At 50.2% G+C, this 18,735-nt stretch carries 21 protein-coding genes and 1 other annotated feature; of the genes, 8 read left to right on the top strand and 13 right to left on the bottom strand.

Annotated elements, in window-relative coordinates; all coding sequences use genetic code 11:
• Positions 1 to 48: 48 nt before the first annotated feature.
• Complete coding sequence (btuC, locus tag TU92_RS18125; RefSeq protein ID WP_112168581.1) at positions 49 to 1,056, bottom strand: vitamin B12 ABC transporter permease BtuC; 1,008 nt, start codon at positions 1,054 to 1,056, stop codon at positions 49 to 51.
• 146 nt (positions 1,057 to 1,202) lie between these two features.
• Positions 1,203 to 1,640: a DUF2502 domain-containing protein gene (locus tag TU92_RS18120; protein ID WP_112168580.1), complete on the bottom strand. Its 438-nt coding sequence runs from the start codon at positions 1,638 to 1,640 to the stop codon at positions 1,203 to 1,205.
• A 271-nt stretch (positions 1,641 to 1,911) separates the two neighbouring features.
• Between TU92_RS18120 and TU92_RS22330 the strand changes: the two genes are divergently transcribed.
• The gene (locus TU92_RS22330; RefSeq protein ID WP_167457459.1) at positions 1,912 to 2,067 is read left to right on the top strand and encodes a lipoprotein; all 156 of its coding nucleotides are present in this window, start codon (positions 1,912 to 1,914) and stop codon (positions 2,065 to 2,067) included.
• A 359-nt stretch (positions 2,068 to 2,426) separates the two neighbouring features.
• Here the strand turns inward: TU92_RS22330 and ihfA are convergent, their stop codons facing one another.
• From ihfA to thrS, 8 genes are all read right to left on the bottom strand, one after another.
• Positions 2,427 to 2,723, bottom strand: a complete 297-nt coding sequence (ihfA, locus tag TU92_RS18115) for an integration host factor subunit alpha (protein WP_004089944.1) — start codon at positions 2,721 to 2,723, stop codon at positions 2,427 to 2,429.
• Between the two features lie 4 nt (positions 2,724 to 2,727).
• Positions 2,728 to 5,115: a phenylalanine--tRNA ligase subunit beta gene (gene pheT, locus TU92_RS18110; RefSeq protein ID WP_112168579.1), complete on the bottom strand. Its 2,388-nt coding sequence runs from the start codon at positions 5,113 to 5,115 to the stop codon at positions 2,728 to 2,730.
• Between the two features lie 14 nt (positions 5,116 to 5,129).
• Positions 5,130 to 6,113 (bottom strand): phenylalanine--tRNA ligase subunit alpha, encoded by a 984-nt coding sequence (gene pheS, locus TU92_RS18105; protein ID WP_112168578.1) that lies wholly within the window; start codon positions 6,111 to 6,113, stop codon positions 5,130 to 5,132.
• 99 nt (positions 6,114 to 6,212) lie between these two features.
• Positions 6,213 to 6,337 (bottom strand) — a sequence feature (Phe leader region).
• Positions 6,288 to 6,332 carry a pheST operon leader peptide PheM gene (gene pheM, locus TU92_RS22325; RefSeq protein WP_106120997.1) on the bottom strand — a complete coding sequence of 15 codons (45 nt, stop codon included), beginning with the start codon at positions 6,330 to 6,332 and terminating at the stop codon, positions 6,288 to 6,290. (Overlaps the previous feature by 45 nt.)
• Before the next feature lie 113 nt (positions 6,338 to 6,450).
• Positions 6,451 to 6,807, bottom strand: a complete 357-nt coding sequence (gene rplT / locus TU92_RS18100; protein WP_056773451.1) for a 50S ribosomal protein L20 — start codon at positions 6,805 to 6,807, stop codon at positions 6,451 to 6,453.
• A 42-nt stretch (positions 6,808 to 6,849) separates the two neighbouring features.
• Positions 6,850 to 7,047 carry a 50S ribosomal protein L35 gene (rpmI, locus tag TU92_RS18095; RefSeq protein ID WP_056773448.1) on the bottom strand — a complete coding sequence of 66 codons (198 nt, stop codon included), beginning with the start codon at positions 7,045 to 7,047 and terminating at the stop codon, positions 6,850 to 6,852.
• A 95-nt stretch (positions 7,048 to 7,142) separates the two neighbouring features.
• Positions 7,143 to 7,694, bottom strand: coding sequence for a translation initiation factor IF-3 (gene infC / locus TU92_RS18090; RefSeq protein ID WP_013576136.1), 552 nt, complete (start codon positions 7,692 to 7,694; stop codon positions 7,143 to 7,145).
• A gap of 3 nt (positions 7,695 to 7,697) precedes the next feature.
• The gene (gene thrS / locus TU92_RS18085) at positions 7,698 to 9,626 is read right to left on the bottom strand and encodes a threonine--tRNA ligase (protein WP_112168577.1); all 1,929 of its coding nucleotides are present in this window, start codon (positions 9,624 to 9,626) and stop codon (positions 7,698 to 7,700) included.
• Between the two features lie 290 nt (positions 9,627 to 9,916).
• On the opposite strand from thrS, the gene TU92_RS18080 reads away from it, so the two are divergent.
• Positions 9,917 to 10,600 carry a MarC family NAAT transporter gene (locus TU92_RS18080; RefSeq protein WP_112168576.1) on the top strand — a complete coding sequence of 228 codons (684 nt, stop codon included), beginning with the start codon at positions 9,917 to 9,919 and terminating at the stop codon, positions 10,598 to 10,600.
• A 25-nt stretch (positions 10,601 to 10,625) separates the two neighbouring features.
• Here the strand turns inward: TU92_RS18080 and TU92_RS18075 are convergent, their stop codons facing one another.
• Entirely contained in the window at positions 10,626 to 11,261 is a 636-nt protein-coding gene (locus TU92_RS18075) for a transglycosylase SLT domain-containing protein (protein ID WP_112168575.1), read from the bottom strand.
• A 322-nt stretch (positions 11,262 to 11,583) separates the two neighbouring features.
• Here TU92_RS18075 and TU92_RS18070 point away from each other — a divergent pair, with 322 nt between their 5' ends.
• On the top strand, positions 11,584 to 12,453 hold the full coding sequence (locus tag TU92_RS18070; RefSeq protein ID WP_112168574.1) for a fructosamine kinase family protein: 870 nt from the start codon (positions 11,584 to 11,586) through the stop codon (positions 12,451 to 12,453).
• Positions 12,454 to 12,561: 108 nt separating this feature from the next.
• Here TU92_RS18070 and TU92_RS18065 read toward each other — a convergent pair whose 3' ends face one another.
• The gene (locus TU92_RS18065; RefSeq protein ID WP_112168573.1) at positions 12,562 to 13,110 is read right to left on the bottom strand and encodes a YniB family protein; all 549 of its coding nucleotides are present in this window, start codon (positions 13,108 to 13,110) and stop codon (positions 12,562 to 12,564) included.
• 192 nt (positions 13,111 to 13,302) lie between these two features.
• Here TU92_RS18065 and hxpB point away from each other — a divergent pair, with 192 nt between their 5' ends.
• From hxpB to TU92_RS18040, 5 genes are all read left to right on the top strand, one after another.
• Positions 13,303 to 13,968: a hexitol phosphatase HxpB gene (gene hxpB / locus TU92_RS18060; RefSeq protein WP_112168572.1), complete on the top strand. Its 666-nt coding sequence runs from the start codon at positions 13,303 to 13,305 to the stop codon at positions 13,966 to 13,968.
• Between the two features lie 297 nt (positions 13,969 to 14,265).
• On the top strand, positions 14,266 to 15,102 hold the full coding sequence (kduI, locus tag TU92_RS18055; protein ID WP_112168571.1) for a 5-dehydro-4-deoxy-D-glucuronate isomerase: 837 nt from the start codon (positions 14,266 to 14,268) through the stop codon (positions 15,100 to 15,102).
• Positions 15,103 to 15,179: 77 nt separating this feature from the next.
• Positions 15,180 to 15,941, top strand: a complete 762-nt coding sequence (gene kduD, locus TU92_RS18050) for a 2-dehydro-3-deoxy-D-gluconate 5-dehydrogenase KduD (protein WP_112168570.1) — start codon at positions 15,180 to 15,182, stop codon at positions 15,939 to 15,941.
• A 150-nt stretch (positions 15,942 to 16,091) separates the two neighbouring features.
• Positions 16,092 to 16,649, top strand: coding sequence for a metal-dependent hydrolase (locus TU92_RS18045; protein WP_112168569.1), 558 nt, complete (start codon positions 16,092 to 16,094; stop codon positions 16,647 to 16,649).
• 186 nt (positions 16,650 to 16,835) lie between these two features.
• A complete protein-coding gene (locus TU92_RS18040; RefSeq protein ID WP_112168568.1) occupies positions 16,836 to 18,227 on the top strand; it encodes an L-cystine transporter in 1,392 nt (463 codons plus the stop codon).
• 85 nt (positions 18,228 to 18,312) lie between these two features.
• Here the strand turns inward: TU92_RS18040 and TU92_RS18035 are convergent.
• On the bottom strand, positions 18,313 to 18,735 hold a 423-nt coding region (locus tag TU92_RS18035), incomplete at its 5' end, for an IclR family transcriptional regulator domain-containing protein (RefSeq protein ID WP_282432552.1).

Below are 18,735 nucleotides of genomic sequence, written 5' to 3'. Positions count from 1 at the left end.
TCCTGATAGTGAAAGGTAAGGAATAAGGATTGATTGCAGGGATCCCGCTCAGCGAATTTGTCCGACTCTGACCAGTAACCAGATAAACACCGGCGCGCCCAGCGTGGCAGTCACCACGCCAATCGGCAGTTCGGCCGCGTACAGCCCGATCCGCGACAGCACATCCGCCAGCAATAACACCGCCGCGCCACACAGCGCACAGGCCGGTAGCAAACGGCGCTGGTCAGTCATACCACACAACCGAAGGATATGAGGGATCACCAGACCGATAAACCCTATCACACCTGCCAGCGCAACGCTCAGTCCGACCATCCAGCCAACCGCGAGCACCAGAATATATCGCCACGTCGTCAGTGAGACACCTAGCTGCCGGGCCTGTAAGGTGCCCAGTGACAGCAAGTTTAACGTTTTGCCCTGAAAGGTCAGCCAGAGCAGCACGGGTAATAACATGATCCCGAGCCAGATTTGCCGCCAGTCAACGCCGCCAAAACCCCCCATCATCCAGTACATGAGCTGTCGGAGATCCATGTTACTGCTGAAATAGATAGTCCAGGTCATCAGCGCACTGCACACAATCCCGATGGCGACGCCCACCAGTAGCAAACGGGCATTGGTTAGCCGGTGCCTGCGGGCGGCATACAGAAGGAAGAAAGTGACCACCAGCGCGCCAGCCACGGCGGCGAGGCTCATCAGCCAGACCGGCAGCATTCCGTGGCCGAACATGACACAAAATACCAGCGCCACGCCCGCACCGTTAGCGACACCAAGCAGGCCGGGTTCTGCAAGCGGGTTTTCAAACAGCGACTGCATCACTGCGCCGGCGACAGCCAGGCTCGCACCGACCAGAATCACCGCAATCGCACGCGGGAGACGCAGTTGCCATACGAACAACCTCGCTTCACTGCTCAGCCATTGATTGGGCCATAACCAGTTTTCGCCTGCACTGAGGCTTAGCGTCAGCACCAGAATCAAAAGAACAGACAGAACAAACACACCGCGGTGATCGCGCTGCTTTTGCCGTTGTTCGAGTGCAGAAAAAGTCTGCCGGATTGACATGAATTGCAGATTCCAGAAGCGGACGGGAAAAAGAAGAATTTCGCTATCCTACCGATATTAGGCAGTTAGCTCTAGTGTACGGAAACAGAAAATGAAAAAGCCGGTGACTGAGCACCGGCTTTGGTATTTTTTACAATCACGGGTGATTAACGCCCCGGCTGACCATTCGGAGGGATCGGCTGCCCGTTCCCCTGATGGCCGTTGTTACCGCCCTGATGGCCATTGTTACCGCCACCGTTGTTGCCACCCTGATGACCGTTATTATCACGGTTATCATGATGGTCGCCCCCCTTCGGACGCCCCTGATTATGCGGCTCGCTATGACCGCGCTGAGGCGGTTTTGAATCCCAGCGGTTGCCGTGCCAGTACATGCCACGCTCATTGCGCTCACCGTAATGATGGCCCTGATGAGCACGCCACCACTGCGGCGGACGCCAGTCATAACCATCCCAGTAGTAACCGCGCTGATCCTGATCCCCGAGGTGAAGCGAAACGCCTGGTACGTTAAGGTCAATAGAAACATTTGCCTGTGCGATCACAGGCAATGCCAGCGCACAACAAAGCAATAAAAGAGATTTTTTCACGATAGTCACGCCTTCTTAATTTTTTATGACGTGTTTTTTATATCAGGGGGAATTGATACTGACTATGAGGAATAGGCGGATTTTCGTTTAACTTGCTGCGACCTTACACAATAAATACAAACATATCCTGCTTGAAATAATTCAGCAGGATTGAGTTCGTTATCTATTCAATTCTTACGACGACATTAACAAATCTTAACTTAACCCTGACAACAGGTTATTAAAGATTTATTTATACTCACAGTGTTTATTCAAGCAAAGGATGTATTTTATGCGTCGTATTATAGCCCTGTTAAGTGTTGCCCTGGTTGTAGTCAGCCTGAGCGGCTGTCTGTTTCCTCCGTTCTGGGGCCCTGGTGGTGGCGGCGGTCACGGTGGTGGTCATGGCGGCGGCCCTGGTGGTCCTCGCATGTTTTATAACCATTAATCACATAACGAATTCATTTCATTCGGGTTAAAGCGGATACATAATCTAGGGCATCAGGCATTATTTATCTGCGCCAGAATGCGGAATTTAATTTAAGGGGCTTCGGTCCCTTTTTTTCATCATTGAAATACTCATTTTTTAAAATTTTATTTTTAATGAGAAATCAGAATCAATGAATACACCCCCCCTGTTCCGCCTTGAAATTAAATCTATCAGACTAATCCTGAACAGCCCACCCCTTTAACACTATCTTTTCACTTTCTGCGCGAATTGCTTAACGGCGTAAAAAATGCTGGTGTCACCGGGTCAAATTGCAGCCAAAAAAAAGGCCGCTTTCGCGGCCTTTCAGAAGATGTTACTTATTCTTTCGGAGTGGCATTCTCTACGCGACTCTTCAATTTTTGTCCCGGACGGAAAGTCACCACACGACGCGCCGTGATCGGAATATCTTCGCCGGTTTTCGGGTTACGTCCCGGACGTTGGTTTTTGTCACGCAGATCGAAATTGCCAAAGCCAGACAGTTTAACTTGCTCGCCATTTTCCAAAGCTCTACGAACTTCTTCGAAAAATATTTCAACAAGGTCTTTGGCATCCCGTTTGCTAAGCCCAAGCTTCTCAAACAGGTGTTCTGACATTTCAGCTTTAGTAAGCGCCATAGGTTCAATCCCTCAAGGATGCTTGGAATCGCTGTTTTAGAGCCTCTACGCATTTTGCAACGGTAGCGGCGATCTCCTCTTCTTCCAGTGTACGGCCGGTATCCTGCAACACCAGACTGATAGCCAGGCTCTTGTAACCTTCCGCTACGCCCTTGCCACGGTACACATCAAACAAGTTTACGCCAACTACCTGATTTGCGCCAACTTTCTTGCACTCTGCCAAAATATCGTCTGCGGGCACCTTTTCAGCCACAACAACAGCGATATCACGACGGTTCGCCGGGAAGCGGGAAATCTCTTTAGCATCAGGCAGTACGCGGTCTGAGACCTTATTCCACAGCATTTCGAAGACCACAGTACGGCCATTGAGATCGAGTTTACGTTCGAGTTCAGGATGGACTACACCAATGAAACCAATACGTTCGCCGCGTAAATAAATTGCAGCACTCTGCCCCGGATGCAATGCAGGATTTGCTTCAACCCGGAACTGCACGTCGTTCATTTTGCCGGTAAGCTCAAGAATCGCCTCAAGATCACCTTTCAAATCGTAGTAGTCAACGGCCTGACGCGCCAGATCCCAATGCTCTTCATTTTTATTGCCGGAAATCACCCCTGACAGCATGACGTCCTGACGGATACCTAAATCAGCTTGGGTATCAGGCACAAAGCGAAGGCCGCTTTCGAATAAACGCACGCGGCTTTGCTGACGATTTTGGTTATTTACCACCGCCGTCAGCAAACCTGACCACAGGGAAAGGCGCATAGCCGACATTTCAACCGAAATCGGGCTTGGCAGGATCAGCGCTTCTTCGCCCGGATGCAGTAACGCCTGCACTTTAGGATCCACAAAACTGTAGGTGATCGCTTCCTGGAAACCACGGTCAACCAGCAGATTTTTCACTCGTTTCAGTGACAAATTGGCTTCGCGGTGCTTAGTCATTTCCAGATTGGCTTTCACCGGCACATCAGGAATGTTGTTGTAGCCGTAAATGCGGGCAACTTCTTCCACCAAATCTTCTTCAATCTGCATGTCGAAACGCCAGCTCGGCGCTACAGCCACCCAGTGATCGCCTTTGTGATCAACTTTGCAGCCCAGACGGGTCAGAATGTCCGTCACCTGTGCGTCTTCAACGTGGTGTCCAATCAGGCGATCCAGCTTTTCACGACGTAGCGTAATGGTAGCGGCTTTCGGCAGATGAGCCTGAGAAGTCACATCAATGACCGGGCCGGCTTCACCACCACAAATGCTCAGCAGCAGCGCGGTAGCGCGCTCGATAGCTTTGTGTTGCAGCTCAGGGTCAACGCCACGCTCATAGCGGTGTGAAGCATCGGTATGCAAACCCTGACGGCGCGCACGACCCGTGATCGACAGCGGAGCAAAGAATGCCGACTCAAGCAGGACATCCTGGGTTTCATCGTTCACGCCAGAATGCTCACCACCAAAGATACCGGCCATCGCCAGCGCTTTATCATGATCGGCAATAACCAGCGTATCTTCTTTCAGCTTGGCTTCTGTGCCATCAAGCAGCGTCAGCGCTTCATCTTTCTGCGCCATACGCACCACGATACCGCCGTTGATACGGCTCAGATCGAAGGCGTGCATAGGCTGACCGAGTTCCAGCAGCACGTAGTTAGTGATATCCACCACGGCATCAATAGAACGGGTGCCGCAACGACGCAGTTTTTCACGCATCCACAATGGCGTTGGCGCTTTAACATTAATGCCTTTGACCACACGGCCTAAATAGCGCGGGCATGCGTCTGGTGCCTGAACGTCAATAGACACGGAAGCGTCGATGGTTGCTGCGACCGGATTCATCTCAGGTTCAACTAAAGGCAGTTGGTTAACCACAGCAACATCACGGGCTACGCCAATGATACCGAGGCAATCAGCCCGGTTTGGCGTCACGCTGATTTCGATGGTGTTATCGTCCAGCTTCAGGAATTCGCGGATATCCGTGCCAACCGGAGCATCCAGCGGCAGCTCGATGATACCGTCGTGATCTTCGGAAATACCCAGCTCGGAGAACGAGCACAGCATCCCTTCTGAAGGCTCACCGCGAAGCTTAGCCGCTTTGATCTTGAAATCACCCGGCAGTACGGCACCGACGGTCGCCACAGCAACCTTCAGACCCTGACGGCAGTTAGGTGCGCCACAAACGATGTCCAGCAGACGATCGCCGCCGACGTTCACTTTGGTAACACGCAGTTTGTCGGCGTTCGGGTGCTGACCGCACTCAACCACTTCACCGACAACGACGCCATTGAATGCGCCAGCAACCGGATCAACGCCGTCCACTTCCAGACCGGCCATAGTGATTTGGTCAGATAATGCCTCGCTGCTGATGGCTGGGTTTACCCACTCACGCAACCAGAGTTCACTGAATTTCATGTGATATTCCCGCCTTACTTAAACTGTTTGAGGAAACGCAGATCATTTTCGAAGAATGCACGCAGGTCAGTTACGCCATAACGCAACATGGTCAGACGTTCCATGCCCATACCGAAGGCAAAACCGGAATACACTTCCGGATCAATGCCGACGTTACGCAATACGTTCGGGTGCACCATGCCGCAGCCCAGCACTTCCAGCCATTTGCCGTTTTTGCCCATGACGTCAACTTCCGCAGAAGGCTCGGTGAACGGGAAATAAGATGGACGGAAACGGATCTGCAAATCAGCTTCGAAGAAGTTGTTCAGGAAATCGTGCAGTGTGCCTTTCAGATTGGAGAAGCTGATGTCTTTATCAACAATCAGGCCTTCCATCTGATGGAACATCGGGGTATGCGTCTGATCGTAATCATTACGATATACGCGGCCCGGGGCAATGATGCGGATAGGCGGTTGCTGGTCTTTCATGGTGCGGATCTGCACACCGGATGTCTGCGTACGCAGCAGACGTTTAGCATCAAACCAGAAGGTGTCGTGGTCTGCGCGCGCCGGATGGTGGCCAGGAATATTCAGGGCATCAAAGTTATGGTAATCATCTTCGATTTCCGGACCGGTTTCCACGGTAAAGCCTAATTCACCGAAGAAGGTTTCAATGCGGTCGATAGTACGGGTCACCGGATGCAAACCACCGTTTTCTATACGGCGGCCTGGCAGGGAAACGTCAATTGTTTCTTCGGCCAGACGGGCATTCAGTACTGCGGACTCCAGCGTATTTTTACGCGCATTCAAAGCTTCCTGAACCTGCGTTTTCGCTTCGTTGATCACGGCACCCGCCGCCGGGCGTTCATCCGCTGGCAAGTCACGGAGGGTCGTCATCTGGAGTGTCAGGTGGCCTTTCTTACCCAGATATTCGACACGCACGTTATCCAGCGTGGCGATATCCTGAGCACTCTCTACGGCTGCCTTGGCGTTGGCAACCAGCTCTGCGAGATGTGGCATTGCTTTCCTCTTCTTCTGGCCAAAATGGCCCGATGTAAAATAACCGTGATTAATCAGGGGCGCGATTTTGACCCTGAACCTTAGTGTATAAAGCACAGATACAAAAAAGCCTCCACGAGGGAGGCTTAGGCGCTACTTTTCGTTTCTTCTCTTACGCGCGAAAGCCTTCCTGAGTCAGGCGCTAAAGTAAAAAAAGAAACGGAAAATAGCAGCATTCATGCTTGCGTTACCTTGTTGAAAAAACTGTTAAAACACGAGTGACGATAGTACACAATGAATGGAGTTACTTACAAACACAAAATATAAAAGAGGGAGCAAGCTCCCTCTTTCACCTGACTTACGCCAGTGCTGCTTTCGCTTTCTCAACCAGAGCGGCAAATACCACTTTGTCGAAGACTGCGATGTCAGCCAAAATCTTACGGTCAATTTCAATAGAAGCTTTTTTCAAGCCGTTAATGAATTTGCTGTAAGACATGTCGTTCTGACGAGCTGCTGCGTTGATACGCGCGATCCACAGCTGACGGAACTGACGTTTCTTTTGACGACGGTCACGGTAAGCGTATTGACCAGCTTTGATAACAGCCTGGAATGCAACACGATATACGCGCGAACGGGCACCGTAGTAACCTTTCGCCTGCTTTAAAATTTTCTTGTGACGTGCACGTGCAATCACACCACGTTTTACGCGAGCCATATGCTCTCCTGAGTTTTATATTCTAGATGAAAAAAAGTGTATTTATGCGTACGGCAGACATGCAGAGACAAGGCCCAAATCGTTCTTGGATACCATGCCTTTTGGACGCAAGTGACGTTTACGCTTAGTAGCTTTTTTGGTCAGAATATGACGCAGGTTAGCGTGCTTACGCTTAAAACCACCGTTGGCGGTTTTTTTGAAGCGTTTAGCGGCGCCGCGTACTGTTTTGATCTTTGGCATTTTACATTCCACTTCGCATTGTTATTAACATGAATCAGAAAGGCGAATCCAGCATACGCGGTGCGAACACCGCGCAGCAGGATTACTTGGAAGCCTTACTGTTTCTTCTTAGGTGCGAGCACCATGATCATCTGACGACCTTCGATCTTCGTAGGGAAGGATTCGACAACGGCCAGTTCAGAATCTTCACACAGGTCTTTACGGACGCGGTTAAGCACTTCCATACCGATCTGTTGGTGCGCCATTTCACGCCCACGGAACCGCAGGGTGATTTTGGCTTTATCGCCATCTTCCAGAAAGCGAATCAGGTTGCGTAGTTTGACCTGATAGTCGCCATCATCGGTACCAGGTCGGAATTTGATTTCCTTAACCTGAATAACTTTTTGTTTCTTCTTCTGCTCTTTAGTCGACTTGCTCTTCTCGTAGAGGAATTTGCCGTAATCCATGATTCGACAAACTGGCGGCTCGGCATTCGGACTGATTTCTACTAAATCGACGCCCGCTTCCTCAGCTTTTTCAAGAGCTTCATTCAGACTGACAATACCAATCTGCTCGCCATCGACGCCTGTGAGGCGAACTTCTTGCGCGCGAATCTCTTTGTTAATGCGATTAGGACGCGCCGGTTGAACTCGTTTTCCGCCTTTAATACTTTATTCCTCCAGTTGATGAAGACTTCTGCTGCGGATTTCCGCCAGCAGTTTGTCAACGACTTCGCTAACATCCATGCTTCCTAAGTCTTTGCCGCGACGAGTACGAACAGCAACTTTGCCTGCTTCGACCTCTTTATCGCCACAAACTAACATGTAAGGAACACGGCGTAGCGTGTGTTCGCGAATTTTAAAGCCAATCTTCTCATTTCTCAAGTCGGCTTTAACGCGAATGCCTGCATCTTGCAGTTTTTTGGTTAATTCTTCGACATAGGTAGCTTGTGTATCAGTGATATTCATGATCACTACCTGAACCGGAGCCATCCATGTTGGGAAGAAGCCTGCGTATTCTTCAGTCAGAATACCAATGAAGCGCTCCATTGAACCCAGAATAGCACGGTGAATCATTACCGGAACCTGACGGTCGTTGCTTTCGCCAATATACGACGCGTTCAAACGACCAGGTAATGAAAAGTCGAGCTGCACGGTACCACACTGCCACGCACGATCCAAACAATCGTACAAGGTAAATTCAATTTTTGGACCGTAGAACGCACCTTCACCCGGCTGATAATCGAACGGAATCTCGTTTTCAGTCAGTGCTGCCGCGAGATCATCCTCAGCGCGAGTCCACATTTCATCAGTACCGATGCGCTTCTCAGGACGGGTGGATAATTTCACCACAATCTTCTGGAAACCAAAAGTGCTGTACATGTCATAGACCATGCGGATGCAGCTGTTCACTTCATCACGTACCTGCTCTTCTGTACAGAAGATATGGGCATCATCCTGAGTGAAACCACGAACGCGCATCAGACCGTGCAATGCACCTGATGGCTCGTTACGGTGACAGCTGCCGAACTCTGCCATACGCAGCGGCAGGTCACGGTACGATTTCAGACCCTGATTGAAGATCTGAACATGGCCCGGGCAGTTCATCGGTTTGATGCAATATTCACGGTTTTCAGAAGACGTGGTGAACATCGCTTCTTTGTAGTTTTCCCAGTGACCTGTTTTTTCCCACAGCACGCGATCCATCATGAATGGACCTTTCACTTCCTGATAGTCGTAAGACTTCAGTTTCATGCGTACGAAGGCTTCCAGCTCACGGAAAATTGTCCAACCGTCATTGTGCCAGAACACCATGCCTGGTGCTTCTTCCTGCATGTGGTACAGGTCAAGTTGCTTACCGATTTTACGGTGATCGCGCTTGCCGGCTTCTTCCAGACGTTGCAGGTAGGCATTAAGTTGTTTTTTCTCAGCCCATGCTGTGCCGTAAATACGTTGCAGCATTTTGTTGTCGCTGTTGCCACGCCAGTACGCACCGGAAGTTTTCTGCAATTTGAAATGATGGCAAAAACGCATGTTCGGAACGTGAGGACCACGACACATATCGACGTATTCTTCGTGGTGATACAGGCCAGGACGGTCATCATGACTGATGTTCTCATCCAGGATCGCCACTTTGTATTCTTCGCCACGGCTTGCAAAGGTATCGCGTGCTTCCTGCCAGCTGACTTTCTTTTTAATAACGTCGTAATTCTTTTCAGCCAGTTCGTGCATGCGCTTTTCAAGCAGTTCGATGTCTTCCTGAGTCAACGTACGATCTAAATCCACGTCGTAATAGAAGCCATTATCGATAACCGGGCCGATAGCCATTTTGGTGTCAGGCCACAGTTGTTTAATGGCATGACCCAAAAGGTGCGCACAGGAGTGGCGCAGAATTTCAAGACCGGCTTCGTCTTTAGTGGTAATGATCGCCAGTTGTGCATCGGCCTCGATAAGGTCGGTAGCATCCACCAGTTCGCCATTAACGCGGCCAGCGATACAGGCTTTCGCCAGACCAGGACCGATATCAAGGGCAACATCAAGAGGAGAAACGGGACGATCAAAAACGCGCTGGCTTCCGTCAGGAAGAGTAATAACAGGCATGTTAATTCCTTAATCTACAGTGGTGCCCCACACGACAGAGCACATCTAGAAAAATATTTGAGTTTGAGTTCGTATAGTTATTCACGCTATTCAGCTTTACCTTGCCGAATATAAGCACCCTGAATACATCACAGTGTCGTATCGGGATGCGACGCAAAAACAGACAAGGAGTTTACCACCCGTAAAGTGCGCATTTCCAGCAACCTGTGTTGCTTAGTGCGGATATTTTTCGTGTAATCACTCCCGGAGCAGCTAAGGTAAATGAAAGACGCACACTAAAAGGGAAATTTATGACAGAAGTCGGCCAGTTATTTCAGGCAATTGGATTAGGTCTGGTGGTGATTCTGCCGCTGGCAAATCCGCTCACGACCGTGGCTTTGTTGCTGGGCCTTTCCGGGAATATGACCGCGCAGGAGAGAAACCAGCAATCGCTGATGGCCTCGGTATACGTCTTCATTATCATGATGGTGGCCTACTATGCCGGACAGGTAGTTATGAATACCTTTGGTATTTCTATTCCTGGTCTGCGTATCGCAGGCGGTCTTATCGTAACGTTTATCGGTTTCCGGATGCTTTTCCCTCAGCAACACGTGGAAGAAAAAGTGCTGATGGAAAACAAAACCGAAGAAATGAAAAGGCAGGATTCGCCGAACATTGCGTTTGTCCCGCTGGCCATGCCTAGTACTGCCGGGCCGGGTACGATTGCGATGATCATCAGCAGTGCGTCTACTATTAAAGACGGTGTCGATTTCCCGCATTGGGTGATCATGGTGGCACCGGTGATGATTTTCTTCCTTGTGAGCCTGATCTTATGGCTGACGCTGCGCAGCTCTGGCGCGATTATGCGTCTGGTTGGGAAGAGTGGCATTGAAGCGATTTCAAGACTGATGGGATTCTTGCTGGTATGTATGGGTGTGCAGTTCGTGATTAACGGTATCAGTGAGATTATCACTCACTTCCCGCCAGCAGCCTGAGCTGCTGGCAGAAGGTACGACACGCTTATCGCATCGCCAGATAGGCGTTGTTAACTTTCCACAAATATCGCGGAGCCTGTGGCGCCGGGTGTTTTTTCTGAACGTGCTGATAAAACTCGGTCGGTGACATCTGATTGATTTGGGCAATCGCGAAGGTCTTATCTTTCGCGAAAGTTCTCAACAGAGCCCCTGCGCCATTTACGTACGCCACGGTTGTCGCATAACGACGCGTCTCAGGATTGCTTATCCCGGCAAGCTGTTGCTGCAAAATGCTCAGATAAGCCGTGCCTAAGTCGATATTTACTGCGGGATCTTTAAGATCACGCGGTGAAGGTTGACCATAACGTCCTTTCATCCGGTAGGCATCGCGTCCTGCCGTTGAGGCCTTTAGCTGCATTAACCCAATCGCATTCGATTTACTGACAACGGTTGGGTTATATCCAGATTCGACCTGAATGATGGCTTTTACCAATGTTTCATCTACGCCGTAAGTGCTTGCCGCCTGACGAATTACTTCGCCGTAAGGCCCCTGATGCATTAATGAAGTATCAGCCCGCGAAGGCGGTGTTGGTTTCAAAAAATGCGTCGTCTGAACCGGCGTTTCTTTAGCGCAACCCGCCAGTAATAGCGCGGCCATCAAATAAAGAATGTTTGGTTTCACATTATCTCTCTCGCGACTTGGACGAGATGTAGCATATACATCTTCTTCCCACACCTGAATATCTTTTTAGTCTATTATTAATATTGTTTTGTTAAACAAGGGGGTTAGAGTCATGTCGATAAGACAATTCTGCTAATAAAACCTGTTTCACTTCACATATTCTTAAATTGTCTTTTTCATTACCTGAAAGCTCAATTTCGCCAACGCTTACATTGCGTAAATTAACGCCTTATTCTGGTTCAGCCGTGCGCAGGATCAGGTTTTTGAGGCAAAAAAAACGCTAACTTAATGAATTATCGGGCCAGTCAGAAGGGGTGATACCATGTGGCAAGCCGTCAATCGTTTGTTGAGTGAACATCTGGGCAGTGCAGAAATCCGCGAACGTGTTGAGCTTCCGGGAGGAGAAATTCATCCCGCCTGGCGGCTGAGTTATGGTGACAGGGATGTATTTGTAAAGTGCAACGCGCGTGAAATGTTACCGATTTTCGCCGCCGAAGCCGATCAGCTCGCCCTGATCGCCCGCAGCCAGAGTGTGCGCGTTCCTGAAGTGTACGGCGTCGGCAGCGATCGCGATTACAGTTTTCTGCTGCTGGAATACATTCCGCAAAAGCCGCTTGATGCCCACAACGCCTATTTATTAGGTCAGCAGCTCGCAGCACTCCATCAGTGGAGTGAACAGTTACAGTTCGGGCTGGATTTCGATAATGAACTGGCAACGCTTCCGCAACCTAACAGCTGGCAACGACGCTGGGCGAAATTTTTCGCAGAGCAACGCATTGGCTGGCAGTTACAGCTGGCAGCTGAAAAAGGCATGGTGTTTGGCAATATCGAAGACATAACCGCCATAATTCATACCCGTCTTCAAAATCATCAGCCGCAACCTTCTCTGCTACACGGCGATTTATGGCCGCATAACTGCGGCCTTGCTGATAATGGCCCGGTGATTTTCGATCCCGCCTGTTATTGGGGCGACAGGGAGTGCGATCTGGCGATGCTGCCGTTATATCCGAATGTTCCTCCCCAACTTTATGATGGCTATCAGAGTAAGACACCGTTGCCTGATGACTTCATTTCGAGGCAGCCGATATACCAGTTATATTATCTGCTCAACCGTAGCAATTTATTCGGCGGACAGCATCAGGTGGTAGCACAACGCGCCGTAGAAAGATTGTTACACGGCGATATTAATTAGCAGGGTAAATAAGTGGAAGCTCAAACAAATAAGGCCTGAATATTTAAAATATTCAGGCCTTATTTATGCAGCGAAATCGCTATATTTGCTCGCCCAATTTCTGATCCACTAGACCAATAAACCCAGCAATTTCAAAATGAAATAGCCGATAACGGCAATGATAATTGGCAGAATATACAGTGGGAAATATTGTACAAAAATCGTATGACGTGGGATCACAATCCGTTCTTCAATCTGAGGACGTGTGCGCCCTTCTGCACCTTTGGCCTGCTCCAGAATTAGCTGATCCTGAATGCCTTCCCGGATATGTTTCACCTGACGTGACATTCTTGCGCCGGACGCCTGAAGCGCCAGACCGACAAAAATCAGCCAATAAATAATGAAGAACATAATGTTCGCGCTCGTCATCCCCTGGCCTAAAGACGGCACCGGAGAGTTGTACCAGAACATATTAAGAAAAGTGGTGTTAAATCGCACCATATCCACCATGACGTGGACGAAATCCAGCATCACCGCATTGATGCCTTGCTGAGCTTTAGTATGCTCATCAATAAAAGTAAGTAGTGAAATCAGTGTAGAAAGCAGCGCAGGGATGAAAATTACCCACCCTGCAATCCTTTTAAGGACTGCGACACGTCCGGCTTGTTGGTACGTCATGAATTCCCCTTGTTAGGACGTCTTTATCAACGGCTAAGTTTACCCACAGAAAGTCTGCTCTGCTCATCATTTTAATCAGTTAGCGCCACACTTCGTCGAAAATAAGACCTTTAGGAATTTGACCAACGGATTTATCCCTTTCACTGCCAGTGATAGAGTAGCATTTCATTCACTGATCCGGAGTTCACCCGCATGGCTTATGCACGCCCTGTTAATGCCGCAATTTTCGATATGGATGGTCTGTTAATTGATTCTGAACCTTTATGGGTTCAGGCAGAACTTGATGTGTTCAGCAGTCTCGGTGTGGATATCACACAGCGGCATTTACTGCCGGATACACTCGGCCTGCGCATCGATCAGGTGGTGCGGATGTGGTATCAGGCACTGCCGTGGCAGGGGCCGAATCAGGAAGAAACCTCAGCAATGGTGATCGCCCGCACGATTGAGCTGGTTGAACAAACCCGCCCGCTGCTGCCTGGCGTGACGCATGCGCTGGAACTGTGCCGCGATCAGGGGCTGAAAATCGGTCTGGCTTCCGCGTCGCCGCTGCACATGCTGGATACCGTGCTGGAGATGTTCAACCTGCAGTCGTATTTTCAGGTGCGCGTGTCTGCCGAAAGACTGCCTTACAGCAAGCCCCATCCGGAAGTGTACCTGCTCGCTGCCGCAGAGTTGCAGACCGATCCGCTCAACTGCGTCACGCTGGAGGATTCCTTTAACGGCATGATCGCCACCAAAGCAGCCCGTATGCGCTCGATAGTCGTTCCGGCCCATGAATTCAGCGCCGACCCGCGCTGGGCGCTGGCAGACACCAAATTGTCCTCACTTGAAGAACTCATTCCCGCGCATATCCGCTGACTGACCGGCGTAGCAGACTGAAATCCACTGCTGCGTCGTTGTTTCCCCTTCGCACCCTTTCGTATTCCCTTCCCGCTCCCCTCCTTGTCGATTAATCGGAAAACTTGAGCTGCCTCATAAATAAATAAAACGTTATTTCATTTTTATTGAATTCGCGTGCCAATGAACTTATGCTTTCTGCAATACGGACGAGCCGGGAGCTTTCCTGCTTCTGCACGCTGTTACTGCCACGCAACGGTCAGACTAGCCCGGCAAGTCCTCCTTTATATGCACATCACAACGCACGAGAGGCACGACATGCAAGTTCGTCAAAGCATCCACAGCGACCACGCTAAAACCCTTAATACCGCTGAGTTACGCCGCGAATTTCTCATTGAAAAGATCTTCGAGAGAAATGCCTACACCATGACGTACAGCCACATCGACCGCATAATTGTTGGTGGCGTGATGCCAGCTGAAAAAACTGTCTCTGTCGGGGATGAAGTCGGTAAACAGCTCGGCGTGAGCTATTTTCTTGAGCGCCGTGAGTTGGGAGTGATCAATGTCGGCGGGCCGGGCGTCATTGTTGTCGATGGCACAACTTATGAAATTGGTCACGAAGAAGCGCTGTACGTCGGCAAAGGCGCAAAACGGGTTGAATTCAGTAGCATCGATGCCGCTAAACCGGCCAAGTTTTACTACAACAGCGCTCCGGCCCACACCACTTTCCCGAACAAAAAAATCACGCTGGCAGAAGCCTCTCCGCAAACCATCGGCGATGCCGCCACCAGCAATCGCCGCACCATCAATAAATTCATCGTGCCGGACGTTCTGGAAACCTGCCAGCTGACCATGGGGCTGACCAAACTGGAAGAAGGCAGCCTGTGGAATACCATGCCGTGCCATACCCATGAGCGCCGTATGGAAGTGTATTTCTATTTCAATATGGAAGAAGAAACTGCGGTCTTCCACATGATGGGGCAACCACAGGAAACGCGTCATCTGCTCGTTCACAACGAGCAGGCGGTGATTTCTCCTAGCTGGTCAATTCATGCGGGCGTGGGAACGAAAAACTATACCTTTATCTGGGGTATGGTCGGTGAAAACCAGGTATTCGACGACATGGATCACGTCAAAGTCAGCGAAATTCGCTAATCCAGTGACTCCGCCACATCACGGCGGAGCCTTCCAATCTTTCAGGCGAATGTGCCGTTGCAAAAGAGACTCTGATTATGATCCTCAATGCGTTTGAATTAACTGGCAAAGTTGCCATCGTGACCGGTTGTAACACCGGCCTTGGGCAAGGAATGGCGCTCGGACTGGCGCAGGCGGGCTGCGATATTGTCGGCATCAATGTGTCGGAGCCAGGTGAAACAGCTGAAAAAATCATCGCAACAGGCCGTCGCTTCCTCGATCTGCGTGCCGATCTAAGCAGCATTCAGGGGATTACTGGACTGATAGAAAAAGCGGTCAGCGAATTTGGTCATATCGACATTCTGGTGAATAACGCCGGGATTATTCGCCGTGAGGATGCTATCGAATTCAGTGAAAAGAACTGGGACGACGTCATGAACGTTAACAGCAAAACGCTGTTCTTTATGTCGCAAGCCGTCGCGAAACAGTTCATCAAACAAGGTAACGGTGGCAAGATCATTAACATCGCGTCGATGCTGTCCTATCAGGGCGGAATACGTGTGCCTTCCTACACCGCGTCGAAAAGTGCGGTGATGGGCCTTACGCGGCTGATGGCCAATGAATGGGCGAAGCATAACGTCAACGTGAATGCGATAGCACCGGGGTACATGGCGACCAATAATACTGAGCAACTTCGCGCGGACGGTGAGCGTAGCAAAGAGATTCTCGACCGTATCCCGGCGGGTCGCTGGGGCTTGCCGGAAGACGTGATGGGGCCAGTGGTTTTCCTGTCCTCAAAAGCTTCGGATTATGTGAATGGCTACACTATCGCCGTCGACGGTGGCTGGCTGGCACGTTGAGATTGATACGTGACAATTTTAAGGCGTATTTTTATACGCCTTTTCCTATTTAATCAATCCGTTGACAATTAGTTACAGGGTTCCGCTTCCAAGATTGTGACAGTTTCACTTATACTGGATAAAATAACAGTTATCCAGTTCGGACGCGTCATGACGGCGGAAGGCCACCTCATTTTTTCTATCGCCTGTGCGGTATTTGCCAAGAAGGCGCAGCTCTCACCCGAGCTGGCGCACGGCGACTGGTGGCATATTATCCCAGGGTCTTTGCTGACGTGCCTGCTGCCGGACATTGATCACCCGAAATCACTGATAGGCCAGCGCCTGAAATGGATTTCCCATCCGATTGCCCGCGCTTTCGGACATCGCGGCTTTACGCACAGCCTGCTGGCGGTCATCGGCGGTATTTTCCTTTTACGTACCCATTTCCCCCACGACTGGGTTATCCCGGCTGATGCCTTTCATGCCATGGTCATTGGCTACCTTAGCCATATTCTTGCCGATATGCTGACGCCAGCGGGTGTTCCTCTGCTCTGGCCGTGCCGCTGGCGTTTTCGCTTGCCGATCATTAACAGTCAGAAAGGCAATCAGCTGGAACGCACGCTTTGCCTGATGCTGGTCGGATTTACGCTGTTCTGGCCCGACTGGACGCCCATCATTGGTGCAATCAATCCCGAGATATTTAATCATCTGCTGAAACTGTTTATCTGATTAGAATAAAATAGCGGCAATCCGGCGATAATTAATACGAATATCACCAAAAAGTTATAATGCATTCTTTTTGGATATAAATGATCGGCCACCCAAACTGATATTCTTCACTCCAACGCTATGGGATGGTGCAATCCTTTTTGGAACACCCGTTTAAAATATAAAACTATAAGTCTGGAGTTTGGTATGAATCTTCCGCTCGTTCTTAACGTAGTGGTTTTTGTTGCTTTGCTTATACTGCTGGCGCAAACCCGTCACAAGCAGTGGAGTCTGGCAAAAAAAGTCCTGGCTGGTCTGGGGCTCGGTGTGGTTTTTGGTCTGGCGCTGCAGCTGATTTACGGCTCTGATGACCCGGTTCTGAAAACGTCGATTACCTGGTTTAACATCGTCGGTAATGGTTATGTGCAGTTACTGCAAATGATCGTGATGCCGCTGGTGTTCGTCTCTATTTTAAGTGCGGTCGCGAAATTACATAATGCGTCCTCATTGGGCAAAATCAGTTTCCTGACCATCGGCACTCTGCTGTTCACCACGCTTATCGCCTCACTGGTCGGTATCTTTGTGACAGGTCTGTTTGGCCTGACCGCGGAAGGTCTGGTACAGGGTACGCAGGAAACCGCGCGTCTTACCGCCATTCAGTCTAACTATGTCGGCAAAGTAGCGGACCTGAGCGTTCCACAGCTAATCCTTTCCTTTATACCTAAGAACCCGTTTGCTGATCTGACCGGTGCAAGTCCGACATCAATCATCAGCGTGGTGATCTTCGCCGCATTTGTGGGCGTTGCTGCCCTGCAACTGGTGAAAGATGATGCGGATAAAGGCCCTCGCGTTCTGGTGTTCATTGATACCCTTCAGGCGTGGGTAATGAAGCTGGTGCGTCTGGTGATGAAACTGACTCCGTACGGCGTGCTGGCTTTGATGACCAAAGTAGTGGCAGGTTCGAACATTCAGGATATCGTCAAGCTGGGCAGCTTCGTAGTGGCTTCATATCTGGGTCTGGCGATTATGTTTGTCGTCCACGCTGTTCTGTTGTCCTTCACCGGCGTTAACCCGGCGAAATTCTTCCGTAAAGTCTGGCCGGTGCTAACCTTCGCGTTCACCAGCCGTTCAAGCGCAGCGACTATCCCGCTGAGCGTGGAAGCGCAAACCCGCCGTCTGGGTATTCCGGAATCTATCGCCAGCTTCGCCGCATCCTTCGGTGCCACTATCGGCCAGAATGGCTGTGCCGGTCTCTATCCAACCATGCTGGCCGTGATGGTTGCTCCGACCGTCGGCATCAACCCGTTTGATCCTATGTGGATTGCAACACTGGTAGGTATCGTAACACTGAGTTCTGCGGGTGTTGCAGGCGTCGGTGGCGGTGCAACCTTCGCGGCGCTGATAGTGTTGCCAGCAATGGGCCTGCCGGTCACGCTGGTCGCGCTGCTTATCTCCGTTGAGCCGCTGATCGATATGGGTCGTACTGCGTTGAACGTGAGTGGTTCCATGACCGCCGGTACCATCACCAGCCAGATTCTGAAACAAACCGATAAAACGGTGATGGATTCAGAAGAGACAGCTGAGCTGGCTCACCGCTAAGTTCTCAACGTTCAAAAACAAAAAACCGAAGCGCTGGCTTCGGTTTTTTTTTCATCTTTTACTGCTGCTGCGTAAAGTAAAAAAATCAGAACGGATAGTCGTGAAAACCAATCTGCTCTGAAATATTACGTGCCGCTGTGTGTAGCATCGCAACGTAGTCAGTCTTACTTTCTTCAGAGAAACGGATCGTCGGGAAGGAAATACTCAACCCCGCGATCACTACGCCGAAACGGTCGAATACTGGCACAGCGATACAACGAAGCCCCTGCTCCTGTTCTTCATTATCTTCACCGTAACCTTGCAGACGCACCTGCTCCAGCGCCGATTGTAAATCAGTGGCATTCATAATGGTGTTTTCAGTACTGCGGGTGAATTCAATTTCCTGCAACAGCGCACCCACTTCGGCTTTATCACCCCACGCCATCAGCACTTTACCAATAGCGGTGGTGTGAAGCGGGTTACGGCGGCCGATGCGAGAATGCATGCGCAGGTTATACATCGAATCGAT

Origin of the sequence: Rahnella inusitata (assembly GCF_003263515.1) — a bacterium.
In the GTDB taxonomy this organism is placed as follows: Bacteria; Pseudomonadota; Gammaproteobacteria; order Enterobacterales; family Enterobacteriaceae; genus Rahnella; species Rahnella inusitata.
This window is presented reverse-complemented; position numbering and strand designations above follow the sequence as displayed.

Excerpts from the sequence above, each read along its gene's own strand:
- TU92_RS18065 (WP_112168573.1), bottom strand. The coding sequence starts at position 13,110 with ATGACGTACCAACAAGCCGGACGTGTCGCAGTCCTTAAAAGGATTGCA.
- kduI (WP_112168571.1), top strand. The coding sequence starts at position 14,266 with ATGCAAGTTCGTCAAAGCATCCACAGCGACCACGCTAAAACCCTTAAT.
- rpmI (WP_056773448.1), bottom strand. The coding sequence starts at position 7,047 with ATGCCAAAGATCAAAACAGTACGCGGCGCCGCTAAACGCTTCAAAAAA.
- rplT (WP_056773451.1), bottom strand. The coding sequence starts at position 6,807 with ATGGCTCGCGTAAAACGTGGTGTGATTGCACGTGCACGTCACAAGAAA.
- hxpB (WP_112168572.1), top strand. The coding sequence starts at position 13,303 with ATGGCTTATGCACGCCCTGTTAATGCCGCAATTTTCGATATGGATGGT.
- kduD (WP_112168570.1), top strand. The coding sequence starts at position 15,180 with ATGATCCTCAATGCGTTTGAATTAACTGGCAAAGTTGCCATCGTGACC.
- TU92_RS18070 (WP_112168574.1), top strand. The coding sequence starts at position 11,584 with ATGTGGCAAGCCGTCAATCGTTTGTTGAGTGAACATCTGGGCAGTGCA.
- btuC (WP_112168581.1), bottom strand. The coding sequence starts at position 1,056 with ATGTCAATCCGGCAGACTTTTTCTGCACTCGAACAACGGCAAAAGCAG.
- TU92_RS18040 (WP_112168568.1), top strand. The coding sequence starts at position 16,836 with ATGAATCTTCCGCTCGTTCTTAACGTAGTGGTTTTTGTTGCTTTGCTT.
- thrS (WP_112168577.1), bottom strand. The coding sequence starts at position 9,626 with ATGCCTGTTATTACTCTTCCTGACGGAAGCCAGCGCGTTTTTGATCGT.
- TU92_RS18045 (WP_112168569.1), top strand. The coding sequence starts at position 16,092 with ATGACGGCGGAAGGCCACCTCATTTTTTCTATCGCCTGTGCGGTATTT.
- pheS (WP_112168578.1), bottom strand. The coding sequence starts at position 6,113 with ATGCCACATCTCGCAGAGCTGGTTGCCAACGCCAAGGCAGCCGTAGAG.
- ihfA (WP_004089944.1), bottom strand. The coding sequence starts at position 2,723 with ATGGCGCTTACTAAAGCTGAAATGTCAGAACACCTGTTTGAGAAGCTT.
- TU92_RS18080 (WP_112168576.1), top strand. The coding sequence starts at position 9,917 with ATGACAGAAGTCGGCCAGTTATTTCAGGCAATTGGATTAGGTCTGGTG.
- TU92_RS22330 (WP_167457459.1), top strand. The coding sequence starts at position 1,912 with ATGCGTCGTATTATAGCCCTGTTAAGTGTTGCCCTGGTTGTAGTCAGC.
- pheT (WP_112168579.1), bottom strand. The coding sequence starts at position 5,115 with ATGAAATTCAGTGAACTCTGGTTGCGTGAGTGGGTAAACCCAGCCATC.